We start from the raw sequence: 19,673 nt of genomic DNA on the forward strand, positions 1-19,673 counted from the left end.
CTTATGACAACTTAATACAAGGCAAGTCTGGCATATTAGCCCAATCCTGCCATACAGGAACACATCCACTAGGCAATGCTGGTAATCGACCCATTTCCATAAAGCTAATGCCTTTACCGTGGTAGTCTGAGCCTTGCGATGCCTTTAAGCCAAACAGTTGCGCATATTTTGCATATTCAACATACTGTGCGGCAGTATGGCTACCCGTCACAACCTCAATCGCTGTACCGCCGAGCGCTCTGAACTCTTCAAGTAACAATAACATATTAGTTCGGCGTATATCATAGCGCCCAGGATGCGCCAACACAGCAACACCACCAGCGTTTACAATCAAACTAACTGCTGATTCTAAATCCATCCATTGGTGGTCCACAAAGCCTGGCTTGCCTTTTACCAGATATTTTTTAAATACAGACTTAGGGTCTTTTGCGTACTGATGTTCCACCAGAAAACGTGCAAAATGCATACGTGTCAGTATGCTTTGTTTAGCATATGCAGAAGCCCCTTCAAAACTACCATGGATGCCAGATTTTTCTAAACCCGCCGCCATCTGCCTTGCTCGATCTAGCCTACTTTGCCGCACTGAAGCTAATTGGGTCTTTAGCGCGTCATTCTCTACATCGATATTTAAACCAACAATATGCAATGTGCGTTTTTTCCAGGTAACAGAAATCTCCACCCCATTAATCAACTGGATATTATGCAAGCGCGCAGCTTGCCTTGCCTCAGACAAGCCGCTGATGTCATCATGGTCAGTCAACGCTAACACACTCACGCCATGCTCGGCAGCATGCGCAATTAGCTCAGTTGGAGAAAATAGACCATCAGAAATATTGGAGTGCGAATGTAAATCTATCATTAAACCATTGGTAATAAACGACTTGCGCCAGCTCAACCCCTAAGAAAGTATCTACCACTAAGGCGTATCAAGTATTTTAATCAATTAAAATTACGCCTTGCAGATGAGTAACTATAATAGCAAAATAGCGCATTCGGCTAAAGTATTGTTTTTAGATTTGTTTTAGCATCTAAGTATCCTAAGTTTTCCTTAATAAAGAGTGAATATGAAGTTTCTATTTGATTTATTTCCCGTCATTTTGTTTTTTGTGGCTTTCAAATTTTTCGGTATTTTTACTGCAACAGCAGTGGCGATTGTTGCAACAATCGCTCAGATTATTTATGTCAAAATCAAACATGGCGTTGTTGAGAAAATGCTATTACTCAGCGGCGTCATCATCACTGTGTTCGGCGGCGCAACTTTACTGCTTAAAGATCCAACGTTTATTCAATGGAAACCAAGCATCTTATACTGGCTGTTCGCAGCTGGCTTGCTCGCATCTCAATTTATCTTTAACAAAAATCCGATGCGCAGCCTAATGGAAAAGCAAGTTAAGTTACCAGATAATGTATGGTCTACGCTAAACATCGCTTGGGCACTACTTTTCACAGCACTTGGTTTTATTAACCTTTATGTGGCGTTTAATTACTCACAAGACACATGGGTAAACTTTAAGCTTTTCGGCATTACTGGCATCATGTTTGGCTTTATTATTTTACAAACCATCATGATCAGTAAATATCTACCAAAAGAAGATACCTCAAAAAACAACAACCCAAAAGAAGCCACCAAGGGAGATGCTGAATAATGTGGTACGCAATTCTTGCAGAAGACACCCAGAATAGTTTAGAGAAACGCTTAGCCGCAAGACCAGAACACCTTAGCCGGCTACAAACACTACAAAATGCAGGACGCTTACTGCTTGCAGGCCCTTTTCCAAGTATCGATAGCAACGACCCTGGTCCAGCAGGGTTCTCAGGCAGTTTGATTGTTGCTGAATTTACAAGCCTTGAAGAGGCAACCACATGGGCAAATAATGACCCATTCGTGACTGCTGGTGTTTATGACCAAGTAACCGTGAAACCTTTTAGAAAAACACTACCCTAACCAACTACAATTAAGCATAAGTTATCTACTATATAAACCTACCATGATTGATGAAATTAAAACACGCCTACAAGCTTTAGCACCGACATCTATTGATTTAATGGATGAAAGTGCACAGCATGCAGGCCACAAAGGTAATGGCGGTGGCGGCCACTACAAGCTCAATATCACAAGCTCGCATTTTTGTGGTAAATCACAGATAATGCGACATCGCCTTGTTTATCAGGCACTAGCTGATTTAATACCGCACAAGATTCATGCACTAAGTATTCACGCAATTGCAACAGATGAAGTTTAAAATACGTGTCAAATTTTTTAACTAAATTTAATACGCTGAATTTAACACTTAAAATTTAATACTAAGGATTCTCTACTAATGAAATTTACCCAAACATTAATTGCCGTTGCTATTTTATCAATGACGCCATCAGCGTTTGCCGCTGATGCAGTAGCAACAGTGAATGGCAAGCAAGTTAAGCAATCACTCTATGATGTCATCGTAAAAGATGTCACTGCTAATGGCCAAAAAGTTGATGCAAATACAAAAGAAGCGATTGTTGATGAGCTTGTTAGTTCTGAACTTGTCTACCAAGAAGCGCAGAGGCTTGGCCTAGATAAACAGGCTGATTTTACCGCGCGTAATGAGTTGGCTAGCCGTAAATTGCTGACCAGCATGTTTTTACAAGACTATGTTAAAAAGAACCCAATCTCAGATGCAGACACAAAAGCTGCCTACGAAAAATACAAAACAGCCTATGGCGACAAAGAATACAGTGCCCGTCACATCTTAGTTAAAACAGAAACAGAAGCTAAAGACATTATTGCGCAACTTGGCAAGGGTGGCGATTTTGCAAAAATTGCAAAGGAGAAATCATTAGATCCTGGTTCTAAAGACAAAGGTGGTGATTTAGGTTGGTTCTCACCAGCAACGATGGTAAAACCATTTAGCGATGTCGTTGCTAACTTACAAAAAGGTGCTACCTCAAACACACCAGTGCAAACTCAATTTGGCTGGCATGTTATTAAGTTGGTAGACACCCGTGCTGCTCAACCACTTGCTTACGACAAATTGAAAGATGGTTTACAAAAAAACTTGCAACAACGTAACCTAGAAAAGCTCATGAGTGATTTACGTGCTAAAGCTAAAATAGATATTAGTAAATAAATTAAGTCAGATCAAAGGCTCCAATAATGGAGCCTTTTTCTTAGTATTTTTCTTAATTTACGCCCTTAGTTATTTTTAGACAACTACCTGCACATTAGTTTTAAATTATGCGATAATAAGAATTGTTATCATCTACAAAATGCATCATTCACACTATTATGCAATTTTTATCACAATTAAAAGCTGGTCAACAAGCGGTTATCTCAGCCATAGAAGCTGAAGAATCATTGTTTCATCGTCTCTCAGCCTTGGGTTTTCGCGTAGGTAAGCCTTTAAGCATTATGCGCCGTGCCAGCTTCAACGGCCCCCTGCATGTGCGTCTTGGTACAACCGATGTCATTCTGCGTGTTACAGAAGCCAACCGCATTCAAATCAACGCAATATAAAGTTAAAAAATGAAGCGTATTGCGCTACTCGGCATGCCGAATACTGGAAAATCCACGTTATTTAATCGCATTAGCGGTGCCTCTGCGCGCGTAGGCAATTGGCCTGGCATCACTGTTGATTTAATGAGCGCTAAAATATTACTTGGTGGCAACATTGCCGAGCTAATTGATTTACCTGGGATTTATGACCTTCATGGCTTTTCAGAAGATGAACAGGTAGTTAGACACTTCATTACCAACAATCCCGTCAATTTGCTAGTGGTATTACTCAATAGCACGCAAATTGACCGCCAGCTATCACTATTACTACAAATTAAAAAACTTGGCTTCCCAATTGTGCTTGTGCTTAACATGGCGGATGAAGCTAAGCGTGCTGGCATTACCATTGACACGGAAAGTTTAAGCCAAACCTTAGGCTTGCCTGTTATCCAGATCAGTGCAAAATATGGTGATGGCCTGCCAAAAGCATTAGAGGCAGCCACAACGATCATTAATCAACAAAATACGACAACTAATCCTCAAAGCATCAGTTTATTGTTAAAAGAAGAGCATGATATTGAACATGAAATGCATGAGCTTATTCAGCAGCATGTTCAGATTCCAGCAACGCTTACGGATGATTCTACCGACAAAATAGACAAAGTATTGCTACATAAATGGTTCGGCTTACCGCTATTTTTTGCCGCCATGTTTTTACTGTTTCAGTTTATATTTACTGTCGGCGCCCCAATACAAGATGGCTTAGCTTGGTTACTAGACCTCATTCGCTCCGAATTGCTAAACCCGCTGTTTAGTGATTCGCCTAAATGGTTAAGTGGCCTGATGCTAGATGGTATCTATAACGGTGTAGCCACGGTTGCAGCATTCGTGCCCATCATTATTTTATTTTTCTTAGTCATGTCGATGGTAGAAGACAGCGGCTACTTATCACGTGCGGCCTTTTTGATGGATACCATCATGGCAAAAATGGGCTTAGATGGACGTGGGTTCGTCATGATGTTGATGGGGTTTGGTTGCAATGTTCCAGCTATTATGGGCACCAGAATCATGCGTTCTCGTAGCATGCGCCTACTCACCATGCTCGTCATACCACTATCATTATGCTCAGCCAGAATGCAAGTATTTATCTTTATGATTGCAGCGCTGTTTAGCCCAAGCCACGCACCATTGGTATTATTTTCGTTATACGTGATGAGCTTTTTCACCATGTTCTTAACAGCCGTCTTATTTCAAAACCAGTATAAAAATACAGAGCCATTTATTTTAGAACTACCGCCTTACCGCTTCCCAACACCACGCCAGATTGTGTTGCGAGGCTGGCATGAGGTAAAACACTTTTTGAACAGAGCAAGTAAGTTCATCGTATTGGGTGTTGTACTTGTATGGTTGTTGACCAACTTCCCAAGCAATGTAGCGCCAGCGAGCGTAGAGACCTACGCAGGGCAAATCGGTGTGTTTTTTGCGCCAATATTGGACCCAATCGGCATTAATCACGAACTTGCCATTGCCCTGATTTTTGGTTTTGTTGCTAAAGAAATTGTAGTTGGCGCACTTGCCGTAATTTACGGCTTACAAGGTGATGCACTGATGGTGCAAATGGCAACACAAATCGACTGGGTGCAAGCCATGAGCTTTATGCTATTCACTTTGATTTACACACCTTGCCTATCTACCATTGCCACCATTAAAAATGAATCCAAAAGCACCGCTTTCATGTGGCTATCTATCATTTGGTCTTTAGGGCTTGCGTGGATTATCAGCTTTGTGTTCTACCAGAGCGCACGCTTACTCGGATATTAAGTCGCCATTCATTAATCACTTTATGGGTCGCTATATTTATTAATGAGTGATCAAAATAATCGCTCATTAATAAATTACCCCTCCACAAAATATAACACCGCTGACAACATCGCTTTACAATGTGACCTTAGCAATTTAGCCTAACCTTTAGCCGCATTGAATCGTGACAAATCCATCTAACATCATTAAATCTTCTAAAGTTGCCATCATCGGCGGTGGTCCTGCTGGCCTCATGGCGGCAGAAACCTTAAGCCTCGCAGGGATCAATGTAGTCCTATATGATGCAATGCCAACCGTGGGACGTAAGTTTCTCATGGCTGGTAAAGGTGGCATGAATATCACCCACTCAGAAGCACTAACACCATTTATCTCTCGTTATGGCACACGTCAAACGCAAATTGCGCCACTACTTAATGCAATGAGTCCACAAGCACTACGTGAATGGATACATGGGCTTGGTATTGAAACTTTTGTAGGTTCCTCTGGTCGCGTATTTCCTACTGACATGAAAGCCGCTCCATTATTACGCGCTTGGTTGCATCGCTTACGTGAAACTGGCGTTAATTTTCACATGCGTCACCGCTGGATAGGCTGGGATAACCAAAAACTAAAATTCAACACCCCAAGTGGAGAGTGCACGTATGAAGCTGATGCAGTTGTGTTCGCTTTAGGCGGTGGCAGCTGGGCACGGCTAGGCTCAGATGGCGCCTGGGTCAACTTGTTGAGTGATCATGGCGTATCCGTATCTCCATTAAAACCTGCCAATTGCGGCTTCAACATGCATTGGAGCGAACACTTCACCTCGCGTTTTGCAGGATCACCGCTAAAAACTGTCGCAATATCAATGACTGATGAGCATGCTCAAACACAACGTAAACAAGGTGAATGTATGGTGACGGCAAGCGGCATAGAAGGTGGCTTAATTTATGCGCTCTCTGCCAATATTCGCGACACGATAGACAGCTACGGCGAGGCAACTATTCATTTAGATCTATTACCTGACAGATCATTAGAACAAGTACTTGCTGACGTAACCCACCCTAGGGGTTCTCGTTCGCTATCGAGCCACCTCCAAAGTAGGCTTAGCATCAAAGGTATTAAAGCCGCCTTATTAAGAGAGTTAATGTCAGCTCAAGACTATACGAACCCGATTAAACTTGGCAACGCAATTAAATCACTCCCACTAAAACTCACCTCAACACGCCCAATTGACGAAGCCATTAGCAGTGCAGGTGGTGTTAATTTTGAATGTTTAAATGAGCAACTGATGATAAAAGCATTGCCAGGCGTATTTTGTGCTGGAGAAATGCTGGACTGGGAAGCACCAACTGGCGGATATCTACTCACGGCGTGTTTTGCATCTGGCCGTAGCGCAGGCTTAGGCGTAATAGACTGGCTAAAAGCTAAGCATTAACATTAGCGCATGCCATCAGACATATGTGCTAACAAGATGCCCATCATGTTCTAAACATGAAATAAACAGCCCCCATCAAACACAGCCCTGCCCATAAAAAATCAAGCTTCATTGGCTGTTGCATATAGAAAACTGCAAATGGCACAAACACGCTTAAAGTAATCACCTCTTGTAATATTTTAAGCTGCGCCAATGACATGACAGTAAAGCCAATACGGTTTGCTGGAACCTGAAACAAATACTCCAATAACGCAACACCCCAACTAACAAGTGCGGCAAACATCCAGGGCTTATTATTCAGGTTTTTTAAATGTGCATACCATGCAAACGTCATAAATACGTTAGAGATGGTAAGTAAAAGGATTGTTTTGAATATAACGGGCATAAACTAGTAGCAATTGATCTTAGTTAATCCAAATACAACAGGGCATGTTGACTAGTCTCGATGCAAAATAGTCGCACCGTTAAAGTGTCCATGCCCAATCAACAACTAAACAGCAGCTTCGCCTGTTTCACCAGTTCTGATACGTACAACTTGCTCTACATTGCTTACAAAGATCTTACCATCGCCAATTTTACCAGTATGCGCAGCGCTAATAATAGCATCTACAGCTTGTTCAACGATGGCATCCGAAACCACTAGCTCAAGTTTGATTTTAGGTAAGAAATCAACCACATACTCGGCACCACGATATAGTTCAGTATGCCCTTTTTGGCGACCAAAACCTTTTACCTCTGTCACTGTTAAGCCATTGACACCGATTTCAGAAAGCGCTTCACGCACTTCATCTAACTTAAAAGGCTTAATAATCGCTTCGATTTTTTTCATACCAGCAAACTCCCAAAATTATTTAGTTTCTATGATTGTATTAATTTATTACTTTAAATGCGCTTCTTTAGATATTCAGAACTACTCACGACACACATCATTACCAGTTTAATTATGCGCTTAGTTTAATCTAGTTTTCCAATATTCGCTCAGCTTCGCTGTAATGGGATAACGCCTGTCCTTACCAAAACCTTTGTCAGTGATACGCACGCCTACTGGCGACTGTCTGCGTTTATACTCATTTCGGTCAATCATGGCAATCACCCGATTAATATCTTCAATTGGGAAGCCCAATGCCACAATGTCTGTGCGAGATAAATCGTCTTCAACATAGGCTTCAATAATTGCATCTAGCACATCATAAGGAGGCAAGCTATCTTGGTCAACCTGGTTGGCCCTTAGCTCTGCGGATGGTGGACGTGTGATAATGCGCTCAGGAATCACCCTCGAAAGCTGATTGCGATACGCACATAGCTGATATACCAATGTTTTAGGCACATCTTTCAGTAACGCAAAACCACCTGCCATGTCGCCATACAATGTACAGTAGCCCACAGCCATTTCACTCTTGTTACCTGTTGTGACGACAATACTGCCAAATTTGTTTGATATTGCCATCAGCAACATGCCACGTATACGTGCCTGTAGATTTTCTTCAGTCGCGTCAAATGGCATAACACCAAACTGTGGTGATAATGCTGTTAAATAGGCATCATATAACGGTTTAATTGCAATCTCGCTATACTCAATATCCACAAGTTCAGCCATCTCACGCGCATCATTCACACTGATATCGGCGGTAAACTCTGATGGCATCATCACAGCGTGTACTTTATCAGCACCAAGGGCATCTACTGCCAATGCTAACGTTAAGGCAGAATCCACGCCGCCTGATAGGCCAATCACAACGCCAGGAAAGCCATTTTTATTCACATAATCAGCAAGCCCTAGTTTTAATGCATGATAAACAGTCGCCTCAAGTGATAAATTTGGCGTTATTTTTCCATATGTTGGCTGAGCATGTTCAAAATGAACGATTTCCAACTGAGGCTCAAATGCGGGTAACTCACACATGAGGTCACCATGCGAATTTAATACAAAAGAAGCACCATCGAATACCAATTCATCCTGCCCACCCACCATGTTGACATAGACGACTGGTAAATTATTTTCTATAGCGCGTTGCTTTAAAACCTCAAATCTAGCACTCTGCTTTTTCATGTGATACGGTGAGGCATTCATGGCGATTAACAATTCTGCACCTGCCATTTTCGCAAGCAATGCGGGTTTTGGCTCCCACACATCTGCACAAATTAAAACACCCACCTTAACGCCACCGTGATTAAAAACTAGCGCATCAGACCCAGCGGCAAAATAGCGCGCTTCATCAAACACACCGTAATTAGGTAATAGCAGTTTATGATAGGTTGCAACAACCCTGCCGCCTTCCAGCACCGACGCAGCATTAAAACATTGCTCCCCTTGTTGATGTGGATGCCCAACAACCACAGTAATATCAGGCAATTGCTTAGCTAATGTAAGCAACGCAATTTCACACGCCAACAAGAAATCTGGTCGTAATAACAAATCTTCAGGAGAATAGCCACATAGGGAAAGTTCTGGGGTCATCATTAAAGTTGCTCCCTGTTCTTTAGCTAAGATGGCATTGGTGACAATTTTTTTTGCATTACCAGTTAGGTCGCCAACTATGCAGTTAATTTGCGCGATTGCAATTTTCATTGATATTTTATTGATAAATGACTACTTCTAAATTGATAGAAACAAATAGCTTATATGCTTAATAACTACCACCAGCGTCTTTAATCAACTTAATTATTTCGGTATGCTGTCCTTTAAGGGCATAAACCAAAGCTGTTAATCCATACTGATCTTTGGCTTTCACTTTTGCCTTATGCTCAAGTAATAACTTCACCAATTCAGTGTCTCCGTTATCTACAGCAAGATGCAGCAAAGGTGTACCATCTGAATCTAGATTATTCACATTAGCGCCTGCAATCACCAACACACGGACGACTTCAATTTGCTTCTTTTTGACAGCCCATGTGAGCGCTGTCCATTTTGATGTGTCTTTTTGATTAACCTGCGCGCCGCGCTTAAGTAGAAAATCTACGACTGGCGCATGCCCCTCACGCGCTGCAATCATCATCGCAGTCACGCCCAAGCTATCTTGCTTATGCAAATCAACTTTGTGATCTACTAACACTTTAACCGTTTCAACATCACCACTTTTAGCTGCATGCATGAGTACAGTTTTGCCATCATCACTTTTAATGTTGACATCAGCACCATGCTTAATTAACAACGCAACTGTTTCTGCGTATCCAGATGAAGCAGCAAGCCCAAATGCGCTCCAGCCTGCACCATCTCTGGCAGAAGAGTCCGCACCCAACTCTAATAGTTTTTTTACACTTGCCACATGGTTCTTTTTGGCGGCAAACATTAAAGCTGTCCATGCATCATTATCTTTAGCGTTAATGTCTGCACCTTTTGCGACAAGCGCAGCAACCACATCGGCATTATCTTTACGAGCAGCATACATTAAAGCCGAAATACCCTCACCGTCTTTAATATTAGGATTAGCGCCACTTGCCAACATTGCATTGACCGTTGCTACATCGCCTTTTGAAGCAGCGGTGAGCAGATAAGCAACATCCTCTGCAGCATACGCCAGCGAAACTGACATAAGTGCGGCTAGTAGCAAGGAAAATAAACGTATGGTCAAAGTTTGCATAGGGTTCACTGGGTTATCGCTCTCTAAATCAAAGATTTTTCTGACGCATTGCAGCGAGAACGGCTTCGCCCAAGCCCGCAGGTGAGCTTGCAACAACCGCACCAGCTATTTCCAATGCACGAATCTTATCTGCCGCTTTACCACTACCGCCAGAAATAATCGCACCAGCATGCCCCATGCGCTTGCCAGCAGGCGCAGTTTGCCCTGCAATATACGCAGCAACAGGCTTGCTTACATTGCTTTTAATGAATTCAGCGGCGGCTTCTTCGTCTGACCCACCGATTTCACCCACCATAATAATAGCTTCAGTTTCAGGGTCGGCCTCAAACATTTCTAAACACTCAATAAAGTTAAGCCCTTTGATTGGGTCTCCACCAATACCAACGCAAGTGCTTTGCCCTAGATTCAATGCAGTGGTTTGATGTACAGCCTCATAGGTTAGCGTGCCTGAGCGTGAGACTACGCCCACTTTTCCGCGCAAGTGAATGCTCCCTGGCATAATGCCGATTTTGCATTCATCTGGCGTAATTACACCCGGGCAGTTTGGCCCAATTAAACGCGTGCCATTGGCTTTCAATGCTGCTTTTACATTTAACATATCTAAAACAGGGATGCCTTCAGTAATACAAATAATGAGCTCAATCCCTGCATCGCTAGCTTCTAAAATAGAATCAGCTGCAAACGCTGGCGGCACATAAATCACACTGGCATTTGCACCTGTTGTACGTACGGCATCTCGCATCGTATTAAATACAGGCAGACCTAAATGTAGCTGACCACCCTTACCTGGCGTTACACCACCGACCATTTGCGTACCGTAGGCAAGCGCTTGCTCTGAGTGGAAAGTCCCTTGTTTACCAGTAAAGCCTTGGCATAACACTTTGGTGTTTTTATTGACTAAGATACTCATGCTACCACCGCCTTTACTGCTTGCTGCGCTGCATCTGTTAAACCCTCGGCAGAAATAATATTAAGCCCGCTTGTTTGTAACATTTTTTTACCTAAATCCACATTCGTACCTTCTAAACGCACAATCACAGGGATTTGCATACCCACTTCACGCACAGCAGCAATAATGCCTTCTGCGATAATATCGCAACGCATAATACCGCCGAAAATATTCACTAAGATTGCTTTCACATTGCTATCAGCCAAGATAATTTTGAACGCCTTAGCCACGGTTTCTGCTGTCGCACCACCACCCACGTCCAAAAAGTTAGCAGGCATGCCACCGTGCAACTTAATCAAGTCCATAGTCGCCATGGCAAGACCAGCACCGTTGACCATGCAGCCAATATTACCGTTAAGCGCGATATAGTTTAAACCTGCATGATGCGCAACGGCTTCTTTGCTATCTTCTTGGCTCCAGTCGCGTTGCTCAGCGAGTGCTTTTTGACGATACAAGGCATTGTCATCGACGCTCATTTTGCAATCTAGCGCAAAAAGCTTGCCGTCAGTGGTCACCACCAATGGGTTAATTTCCAGCAAGGCCAGATCATTGTCTTTAAACAAACGGTATAAGCCTTTTAACAATTTAGCAAAAGCGCCTATCTGATCACCACTTAAATCAAGCTTGAACGCTAAATTTCGTGCTTGAAAATCCACCAAGCCATTGAGTGGATCACAGACTTCTTGCAGAATTTTATCTGGGCTAGTCTGTGCAATCTCTTCAATATCCATCCCACCAGCCACTGATGCCACCACCACGATACGCTCTAATGTTCTATCCACGAGCATCGATAAATAAAGTTCACGAGCAATAGGTAACGTTTCTTCAATCAACACTTGATTCACTGGCTGACCATCAGGCGCATTTTGATAAGTGACTAGCGTTTTACCTAATAACTCATTCGCTACATTTTGAGCCTCGGTGGCTGATTTCACCACTTTCACACCACCCGCTTTACCGCGACCGCCAGCGTGCACTTGCGCTTTAACTACCCAACCGTCGCTAGCGATTTCGGTAGTAACGCCTACCGCTTCTTTCGCAACTGCGACGACCTGTCCGCGAGGTACTGGAATACCATATTTTTGAAGCAACGTTTTGGCTTGATACTCATGCAAATTCATAAAAATAGCTCTATTTAAAGGTTATGCACATTTTCTCGCAATTCAGAGAAATGCGCTAGAGAAACAAGGAATAAGTGAGCGAGCGGGATGAAGTGCTAGGCGCACGGAACACAGAAACCGAGATAGTATGTAGTATACAGCGAGGTTGCGAGTACCGCGCAACGAAGCAATTCGCCTGCGTAGCCATTTACTCCGTGTTTCTTTAGCAAAGTAATGTAAATTGATGCCATTAATGAAGTGGATAGTCGAGTGTATAATAAAACTTTACGTTCTGATTGTTTACTTATGCGTTTAGTTGTTCAAGGCTCAGCCATTACTTTTGCACATTTAGCTCATATTCACCAACTTTGCGCCTCTAGCGTCCAGTTTATTCAAATTGCACAACATGGCTACTACTTAGCCAATCAGTCTGAAATAAATCCATCTATTCAGCAATTTTGTGCGGATCAAAAAATTGACTGCGCTTACGTAGAAAACAATCAATTTATTCAAAATTTTGGTTTATGTGTGATGGATATGGATTCAACACTCATCAGTATTGAGTGTATTGATGAAATTGCAGATATGGTCAGCTTAAAACCACAAGTGGCTGCCATTACTGAACGCGCAATGCAAGGTGAGTTAGATTTTGCACAAAGCCTACGTGAGCGTGTGGCATTATTGAAAGGCCTGCAAGAGTCAGACTTGATGCGTGTGCTTAACGAACGCCTTAAACTTAACCCAGGCGCACAACAATGGATAGACACCTGCAAAGCTAACAACATTACCACCTTGTTGGTATCTGGCGGTTTTAACTTTTTTGCTGACCGTGTTAAGGCCATGTTAGGGCTAGATTATGCCGTAGCCAACACATTAGAAATTATTGATGGCAAACTGACGGGTAAGATTCTAGGTGATATTGTTGATGCACAAACTAAAGCAAACGAGCTGGTTAAATTACGTGACCGCTTAGGCTTGAGCGCAACACAAACCATTGCGATTGGTGATGGCGCCAATGACTTAAAAATGATGTCAGTTGCTGGTGTGGGCGTTGCCTACCATGCAAAACCAGTGGTGCAAGCACAAGCAACTTATGCGATTAATTACGTTGGGCTGGATGGCGTTATCAATTTATTTGCAAGCTAATTCCAATTATCAATCATTCGTGTCCTTGTTGCCTTCGGCTCGCTGTGCTACAGCACTGTCTTCGCCTCGTCACCTAGACACGAATGATTGATAAATGGATAAGGCATTACAGTAGTGCCAGCTCTGCTTCAGTAAATCCAGCTTTGCGTCTGGCCTCTAAATTAAAAGGTTTACGTAAGGTTGGCGCGCTATACCGCTGAGCCAATTCTGCATAAGCTGAGATTGGCTCAAGTCCACGTTGAACACATAACCAGTTAAACCAAGTATTGCCTATCAGCACATGCCCAATTTCATCGCGCAGGATAATATCTAAAATAGCGGCAACCTCGGTATCACCTACTTGTGCAAATTTATTACGTAGCGCTGGACTAGCATCTAAGCCACGTGCTTCCATGGTACGTGGAACCAGCGCCATTCTTGCCAGCACATCATCCTTAGTCCGCTCAGTCATTTCCCACAGGCTGTTATGCCCATTAAAATCACCGTATTGGTAACCTATTGTTTTTAAATAAGCACTCAGCATACCAAAATGATAAGCTTCTTCGGCCGCTACTTTTAGCCAATCGACGTAATACTCTCTTGGCATACCAGCAAACCGCCAAATAGCATCCAGTGCCAAATTAATTGCATTAAACTCAATATGTGCCAAAGCATGAATCAATGCGGCACGGCCTTCAATTGTGCGCATAGAGCGTTTGCCTACTTCTAAGGGTGAAACTAAAGTAGGCTTTTCGGGATGTCCTGGAATCGTTTGTAATGTATCTATCTCAAGCTCAGTATCGAGTTGCAACAAACCTGACTGCCATGACTGATAAAGCGCTGACACTTTTTCAACTTTTTGGTTAAGGCTGCATTCAGCTAGGCTATTTAATGCTTGTTGCCTTAGTTCTTGCATCTATCTATTCCGCTTATCAAAACCTGTTACCTTTACCCATATGACTGCTTAGACAATGCCAGTCCCATATTCCTATTTCTTTTTAATGACGTGATGAGGTAAGTGGGATAAAATCCAGCTCACCAGCTTTCATATCTGGCACTAACAAATACCGCTCATCCTTAGTGATTGCTATATCTGCAGCAGCCTGATAGCCAGATTTAACCAAAGTAACATCACCCATCATATTTACACTAAAGACTTTGCCATTTTTCCAGTCACTCACATACATCGTGCCATTTGAATGGTGAACAACCCCATCGCCACCACCCAAGCCCTCTGCAATATCCGTCAGCGCACCTGTTGATGTATTTAAGCTGTACAACACGCCTGATGTAAAATCCACATAAATCAAATGATTACCAGTATCGTCAGCAAGCAAACCATTCGGCGCTTTTACACGTGCGTCTTGTGTGTCTTTAATTAAGAGCTTAACCTCGCCACTTGGTGTGATTTTATAAATAGCGCCGCCTTTGCCTGTATTAAATACATCACCACTATCACTCACATACAAGTTACCTTGCAAGTCTGCCTCTAAGTCATTTAAGAAATATGGCACATTTGGAAATGCTGTCGCAGGGACAAACTCACTGACCTGACCTGTAGGTGTGATTTTAAGAATCTTGGTTTTATCGGCTGCATACAGATAATCACCAATAATCGCCAGCCCTTTAGGGTCATCTAAGCCGCTCGCAAAAACGGCAACGCTACCATCGTTATTCACAACACTGATTTGGCCATCGCCATCTTTACCAAATTCATTAATTTCTGAGATAAAAATTCTGCCATCTTTTGCTTGAACAACAGATTCTGGCGTTTTTAAGCCTGTGATTTTTTTTGATGTATACGTCATCGGCTTGGTAGATTGGCATCCAACAACTAACGCTCCAACTATCACTAACACACTGAGTTTGATATATTTTTTTAACATTTCCACCCTAACTGTAAATTTCACAACATTAATGATTTCGATGGCAGTATCACTGTCATTAAACAAACCCTAAAACGACATAGCTCTAATTTTTTTAGTCGGAAATAAAGTCACCATGCCGCAAGGTGTGCTTTCTGCCGTGCTAGATTTAGCTTTGTTGCTCATACGCGTTTGCAAAGAAGTATCGGCTTGCATTTTAGCGACTACGTCTGCGACAGCAAGTGCGTAGGCTTCCTCTATGGAGGCTTCAGCATGCATATTCAAAAAACCACGCACTTGAGATTTACCCACATATTCGCCTAGGTGCTCACCGATGCCTTTATAAACATCCGCAGTGACTTCACCATAAAACAATTGTACTTGCGGGTTATAAAACAACTTTGGCTGTAGCCAAACCAAGGCTTTGCCAGACTGGCTAACTTCGCACATGCCTACATCACCATATGCTTCAGTGAATTTTGTTATGGCTACTTTTTCAACCACGGGGCCTTGATACATCCAATAATCGTAATATGGATGCCATAGTCTAATTGGGTTTGTATAGTCAACAGGCTGAATATACATCTGCAGTTGCGAGGCCTTGTTATCCCCCCCCTCCGCTGCGTATGCGTTAACACTGCTGCCAATTGCGAGTAAAGCGATTAATTTAATAATATTTAGTTTCATTCAGCTTCCTACTTAATTTTATAACTAACACGGTAAATGATATTGGCTTTATCATCAGACACATAGAGCGCACCATCAGTACCTACGGCAACATCAACAGGTCGTCCCCATGCTTGCTGACTTTGTAGCCAACCTGTTGCAAAGTCTTCTACTTCAAAAGGCTCATTGCCCTTAAATTTTACTCTCACCAACTGGTATCCAGCCAGCTGTTTACGATTCCATGACCCATGTAACGCTACTATTGCATCTGCTTTATAGGCTGATGGCCAATTGGTTTTATCCAAAAAGACAATGCCAATTGGTGTGGTATGTGCCTTAAAACTAATAGCTGGAGCTTGTGTGGTTTCACAAAATCCAGCAGGCCCTTTAAAGTTAGGGTCTTCAACCTGCGTGCCAATTTCCTTACTACCACCCCAGCAATGAGGCCAACCATAATGCTTACCTGCCTCAATCTTGTTTAAATGCTCTGGTGGTAACTCATCATTCACAGCACCGCCCTGTGTACCGCTACGGTTATCAGCACCATTATTAGTAGCGTACATCGCATTTGTCTTGGGGTGCCATGCAAACCCTTGCGAGTTACGTAACCCGCGTGCAAATATCGCAGACTGCTGGTGACGCCCCAATGTTACCAACGCACCCGCAGGCTTGCCTTCTATTGTATATCTGAGAATAGTTGCGCGCATAGGTTCACTTTCTATGCATACATTGCAACTTGAGCCTACATTCAGGTACAAGAACCCATCAGGCCCTAATCTAATATTCTTAAGGGTATGCCCGCCAGCAGGTAGGTTAGAGATAAAAGCTTGCGGTTTAGACCACTCCTGCTGCGTCTGCGTAAGCTTAACCACACCATCCTGATTAGCAACCAGTAGCGAATCGCCCACAAAAGTGATTCCTTGCGGTGCGTTCAGGTTCTGAGCGATGGTAAGCACTTCATCCGCAACCCCATCATGATTATAGTCTGGTAGCATGACAACGCGATTGCTCCCAACAGCAGATACATAAAGGTTACCCTTTGCATCCAATGCCATCATCCTAGGGCCAGATAAATGCTCACCATTTTTGGTGTTCGTATCTGCAAACACCTCAATTTTGAAGCCCGCAGGTAGTTGAATACTTGCTAAATCAGCAGCTAAAGCTGCTTGCATAGTAAACAATGCAAACCCCGCTATTAGCACTATGTGTATTTTTGATTTAGAAATAAAAAGTTTTAAAACGTGATGCATTTTTAATGGCCTTTGTCCCAAGAATACTTTATTACCTAAAATTAAGACAAAAAATAAAGCCTATCAAATTAAAGACAAGTTAAGTCAATACATCTGACCAAATATTATGTGCCCAAGCTCTGGCATACGCACCCTCTTTAGCAGATGGTGCCAAGGACACGCCTCCACCTTCAGCAGATACCATGATTTTTTTTGCTGCATCGTATCGATAAACATTGGCAACATGCATGGCTTGCTGATCATCCACAAAACTATAACAGGTATTGGCAAACACTGGCGCAGGGTCTGGGCTTCTTCCCTGCATCAATTCCACAATCGCGCTAGCGCATACACGTGCTTGTGAAGTAGCCATATGCGCAGATTTTGGCAAGCCAGAAGCAACACTATCACCGATTACATGCACATTCGGTACTTTTTTAGATTCATAACTTAAAAAATCAACTTCGCACCATGGGTAATCTGATTCAAGTAAATGTGCCATTTGCGCTGGCTTACCAGCACGCTGTGGTGGAATAACATTCAACACATCAGCCTTCACCTGTTCAAACTCTGTGCTCACAGTTTTAGTGCGCACATCAACGGAAACAACTGCGCTATCGTGACGATAGTCAATCATGCCTGTGTACGTATTAGCCCAAACTTTAGTAAAGAGCCCTTTTTTAGACACAATTTCAGCATTAGCGTCTAACACAATAATCTTACTGTTTGGCTTATGGTTCTTTAGATAATGCGCCACTTGGCAGACACGCTCATACGGGCCTGGGGGGCAACGATACGGCGCTTGGGGAATCGTCATCACAAACACACCACCATCAGGCATTGATTCAAGCTGTTGCCGCAAATAAACAGTTTGCCAGCCAGCTTTCCATGCATGTGGAATCTGCTTCTGTGCATCAGCCGTTTGCAACTGTGGCAAGCTGTCATAGATAAAATCTACGCCAGGCGCAACAATCAAACGGTCGTACGTGATATCACCACGCTGCATGGTCACTATTTTTCTATCAGTGTTGATGGCCGTCACAGTATCTTGTACCCACTGAACGCCATGATTCTTTTTCAGTAAATCATAGCCAAAGGTCAAATCATTGATCTGCTGGCTACCGCCTAATACCAAATTGCTGAGTGGGCAAGAAATAAACTGGGGTGAGCGTTCAATTACCACCACCTCAATACTACCCATACTCCACATACGAATATATTTAGCCGCACTCGTACCAGCATAACCACCACCAATCACCACCACTCGCCCAATCGGCGGTTTTTTACCCATTGCAATTGCGTGTGGTGTAAACGATAACGCACCCAACGCGGCGGCTGTCTTAATAAAATCACGGCGATTAAAATCAGTGAACTTATTCATCTTGTGCAGCCTTGAGCGTTTGTGATACTGGCAGATAAGGTTTTACTTTTTTCTGATGCGAGAAATAATCTGCGAGTTGATGAATCTCTTCTAAAGTTAAGCCATTGGCATGCCGATGCATCACCGTTGCCGGCCTAGCTCCACTACGAAAATCAGTGAGTCGCTGAACAATATAAGCTTTATCCAACCCAGCAAGCGAAGTGGCATCAAACTCAGCATTGAAGGTCACAGCGTTGCCCTGTGTACCATGACACGCCGCGCAAGACGATGCTAGTGTTCGGGTATGCAATGCAAAGTCTGCATAAACAAAATCCTCAGCTGCTTTGCCCTGACTAGGCAAAATAACTGAGGATATAAGCATAAGATTTAAAAGGAATTTGTTCATGGGGTCTTAATTAATTGAGAAACTCCACTACTAATCATTAAATCAGGTACTTATTAAATCTGCTCATGACTTAATCTCATTCAAATGACTAAATTATGTGACTAATAAATTGCCAAGAACTAATAAGTTGATAAGACTAGAAACATTTATCTTCTAAACAACCATCATCTTTAACACCAAGTGAAGTTAACAACTCCACCATTTTAGCGTTACCTTCATCTCGCACTGCGCGAACGATAGAAACATCAGCACGCATTTTAATATTGATATCAGCACCTTTACTTGCTAAAAATTTCACAACTTGATCGTGCCCACCAAAAGCTGCCATGTGAAAAGCTGTATTTTTGCTGATTGGGTGTTGGTAATCAAGCTCTGCACCACGCTCAACTAACAACTGAACCACTTTAAGCTGACCTTTAGTCGCTGCAATTTGTAATGCAGACCAACCAAAAAACTTGTCATTTGCTTTTGCATCGCCATCTAAGTATTTCTTCACTAATTTAACGTCACCATCACGCAAAGCTTCTGTGTAACGCATATGGTCATCATCAGTTAATTGCGCCATTGATGTGATTGGTAAACAAAAGGCTAATCCTAAAACAAGTGTTCTAAAAAAATTCATGCTGCTTTTCTCCAAAGTCATTTATTAAAATTTATTTCTATCGTTATCTAAACAGTACTC

The 19,673-nt window shown here is 42.7% G+C and carries 22 protein-coding genes; 8 read left to right on the forward strand and 14 right to left on the reverse strand.

The genetic code is table 11. The annotated features are described in order from the left end of the window. Position 1 precedes the first annotated feature (1 nt). Positions 2 to 859 carry a 3',5'-nucleoside bisphosphate phosphatase gene (locus tag Q7U33_RS00340; protein ID WP_304857353.1) on the reverse strand — a complete coding sequence of 286 codons (858 nt, stop codon included), beginning with the start codon at positions 857 to 859 and terminating at the stop codon, positions 2 to 4. 205 nt (positions 860 to 1,064) lie between these two features. On the opposite strand from Q7U33_RS00340, the gene Q7U33_RS00345 reads away from it, so the two are divergent. From Q7U33_RS00345 to Q7U33_RS00375, 7 genes are all read left to right on the forward strand, one after another. After that, the gene (locus Q7U33_RS00345) at positions 1,065 to 1,646 is read left to right on the forward strand and encodes a septation protein A (RefSeq protein WP_304857355.1); all 582 of its coding nucleotides are present in this window, start codon (positions 1,065 to 1,067) and stop codon (positions 1,644 to 1,646) included. Next, positions 1,646 to 1,945, forward strand: a complete 300-nt coding sequence (locus Q7U33_RS00350) for a YciI family protein (protein ID WP_304857357.1) — start codon at positions 1,646 to 1,648, stop codon at positions 1,943 to 1,945. Before Q7U33_RS00345 ends, Q7U33_RS00350 begins: the two co-directional genes overlap by 1 nt. A gap of 43 nt (positions 1,946 to 1,988) precedes the next feature. After that, positions 1,989 to 2,243, forward strand: coding sequence for a BolA family transcriptional regulator (locus tag Q7U33_RS00355; protein WP_304857359.1), 255 nt, complete (start codon positions 1,989 to 1,991; stop codon positions 2,241 to 2,243). 78 nt (positions 2,244 to 2,321) lie between these two features. Next, positions 2,322 to 3,110, forward strand: coding sequence for a peptidylprolyl isomerase (locus Q7U33_RS00360; protein ID WP_304857361.1), 789 nt, complete (start codon positions 2,322 to 2,324; stop codon positions 3,108 to 3,110). A gap of 158 nt (positions 3,111 to 3,268) precedes the next feature. Further along, complete coding sequence (locus Q7U33_RS00365; protein WP_304857363.1) at positions 3,269 to 3,496, forward strand: FeoA family protein; 228 nt, start codon at positions 3,269 to 3,271, stop codon at positions 3,494 to 3,496. Between the two features lie 9 nt (positions 3,497 to 3,505). After that, positions 3,506 to 5,296 (forward strand): ferrous iron transport protein B, encoded by a 1,791-nt coding sequence (feoB, locus tag Q7U33_RS00370; RefSeq protein ID WP_304857364.1) that lies wholly within the window; start codon positions 3,506 to 3,508, stop codon positions 5,294 to 5,296. A 163-nt stretch (positions 5,297 to 5,459) separates the two neighbouring features. Further along, positions 5,460 to 6,710 (forward strand): TIGR03862 family flavoprotein, encoded by a 1,251-nt coding sequence (locus tag Q7U33_RS00375; protein WP_304857367.1) that lies wholly within the window; start codon positions 5,460 to 5,462, stop codon positions 6,708 to 6,710. 43 nt (positions 6,711 to 6,753) lie between these two features. Here the strand turns inward: Q7U33_RS00375 and Q7U33_RS00380 are convergent, their stop codons facing one another. From Q7U33_RS00380 to sucC, 6 genes are all read right to left on the reverse strand, one after another. Further along, complete coding sequence (locus Q7U33_RS00380) at positions 6,754 to 7,095, reverse strand: DMT family protein (protein WP_304857369.1); 342 nt, start codon at positions 7,093 to 7,095, stop codon at positions 6,754 to 6,756. A 105-nt stretch (positions 7,096 to 7,200) separates the two neighbouring features. After that, a complete protein-coding gene (locus Q7U33_RS00385) occupies positions 7,201 to 7,539 on the reverse strand; it encodes a P-II family nitrogen regulator (RefSeq protein ID WP_304857371.1) in 339 nt (112 codons plus the stop codon). Positions 7,540 to 7,659: 120 nt separating this feature from the next. Further along, on the reverse strand, positions 7,660 to 9,279 hold the full coding sequence (locus tag Q7U33_RS00390; RefSeq protein WP_304857373.1) for an NAD+ synthase: 1,620 nt from the start codon (positions 9,277 to 9,279) through the stop codon (positions 7,660 to 7,662). Between the two features lie 58 nt (positions 9,280 to 9,337). Continuing rightward, positions 9,338 to 10,291, reverse strand: coding sequence for an ankyrin repeat domain-containing protein (locus tag Q7U33_RS00395; protein WP_304857375.1), 954 nt, complete (start codon positions 10,289 to 10,291; stop codon positions 9,338 to 9,340). Positions 10,292 to 10,319: 28 nt separating this feature from the next. Then, positions 10,320 to 11,201, reverse strand: a complete 882-nt coding sequence (gene sucD, locus Q7U33_RS00400; RefSeq protein WP_304857377.1) for a succinate--CoA ligase subunit alpha — start codon at positions 11,199 to 11,201, stop codon at positions 10,320 to 10,322. Then, the gene (gene sucC, locus Q7U33_RS00405; RefSeq protein ID WP_304857379.1) at positions 11,198 to 12,361 is read right to left on the reverse strand and encodes an ADP-forming succinate--CoA ligase subunit beta; all 1,164 of its coding nucleotides are present in this window, start codon (positions 12,359 to 12,361) and stop codon (positions 11,198 to 11,200) included. Before sucC ends, sucD begins: the two co-directional genes overlap by 4 nt. Positions 12,362 to 12,646: 285 nt before the next feature. Here sucC and serB point away from each other — a divergent pair, with 285 nt between their 5' ends. Further along, complete coding sequence (gene serB / locus Q7U33_RS00410) at positions 12,647 to 13,486, forward strand: phosphoserine phosphatase SerB (RefSeq protein ID WP_304857381.1); 840 nt, start codon at positions 12,647 to 12,649, stop codon at positions 13,484 to 13,486. A gap of 106 nt (positions 13,487 to 13,592) precedes the next feature. Here serB and Q7U33_RS00415 read toward each other — a convergent pair whose 3' ends face one another. The 7 genes from Q7U33_RS00415 to Q7U33_RS00445 all read right to left on the reverse strand — a co-directional run bounded on the left by Q7U33_RS00415 (position 13,593) and on the right by Q7U33_RS00445 (position 19,613). Next, positions 13,593 to 14,381 carry a ferritin-like domain-containing protein gene (locus Q7U33_RS00415; RefSeq protein WP_304857383.1) on the reverse strand — a complete coding sequence of 263 codons (789 nt, stop codon included), beginning with the start codon at positions 14,379 to 14,381 and terminating at the stop codon, positions 13,593 to 13,595. An 82-nt stretch (positions 14,382 to 14,463) separates the two neighbouring features. After that, positions 14,464 to 15,351 (reverse strand): SMP-30/gluconolactonase/LRE family protein, encoded by an 888-nt coding sequence (locus Q7U33_RS00420; RefSeq protein ID WP_304857385.1) that lies wholly within the window; start codon positions 15,349 to 15,351, stop codon positions 14,464 to 14,466. A gap of 69 nt (positions 15,352 to 15,420) precedes the next feature. After that, complete coding sequence (locus Q7U33_RS00425; protein ID WP_304857387.1) at positions 15,421 to 16,017, reverse strand: hypothetical protein; 597 nt, start codon at positions 16,015 to 16,017, stop codon at positions 15,421 to 15,423. Between the two features lie 8 nt (positions 16,018 to 16,025). After that, a complete protein-coding gene (locus Q7U33_RS00430) occupies positions 16,026 to 17,168 on the reverse strand; it encodes a sorbosone dehydrogenase family protein (protein WP_304857389.1) in 1,143 nt (380 codons plus the stop codon). A 157-nt stretch (positions 17,169 to 17,325) separates the two neighbouring features. After that, positions 17,326 to 18,606: an FCSD flavin-binding domain-containing protein gene (locus Q7U33_RS00435; RefSeq protein ID WP_304857391.1), complete on the reverse strand. Its 1,281-nt coding sequence runs from the start codon at positions 18,604 to 18,606 to the stop codon at positions 17,326 to 17,328. Continuing rightward, positions 18,599 to 18,991, reverse strand: a complete 393-nt coding sequence (locus Q7U33_RS00440; protein ID WP_304857393.1) for a c-type cytochrome — start codon at positions 18,989 to 18,991, stop codon at positions 18,599 to 18,601. Before Q7U33_RS00440 ends, Q7U33_RS00435 begins: the two co-directional genes overlap by 8 nt. A gap of 136 nt (positions 18,992 to 19,127) precedes the next feature. Then, positions 19,128 to 19,613 carry an ankyrin repeat domain-containing protein gene (locus Q7U33_RS00445; RefSeq protein ID WP_304857395.1) on the reverse strand — a complete coding sequence of 162 codons (486 nt, stop codon included), beginning with the start codon at positions 19,611 to 19,613 and terminating at the stop codon, positions 19,128 to 19,130. Between the last annotated feature and the right edge of the window lie 60 nt (positions 19,614 to 19,673).

Source organism: Methylotenera sp., assembly GCF_030653755.1.
Classification (GTDB): domain Bacteria; phylum Pseudomonadota; class Gammaproteobacteria; order Burkholderiales; family Methylophilaceae; genus Methylotenera.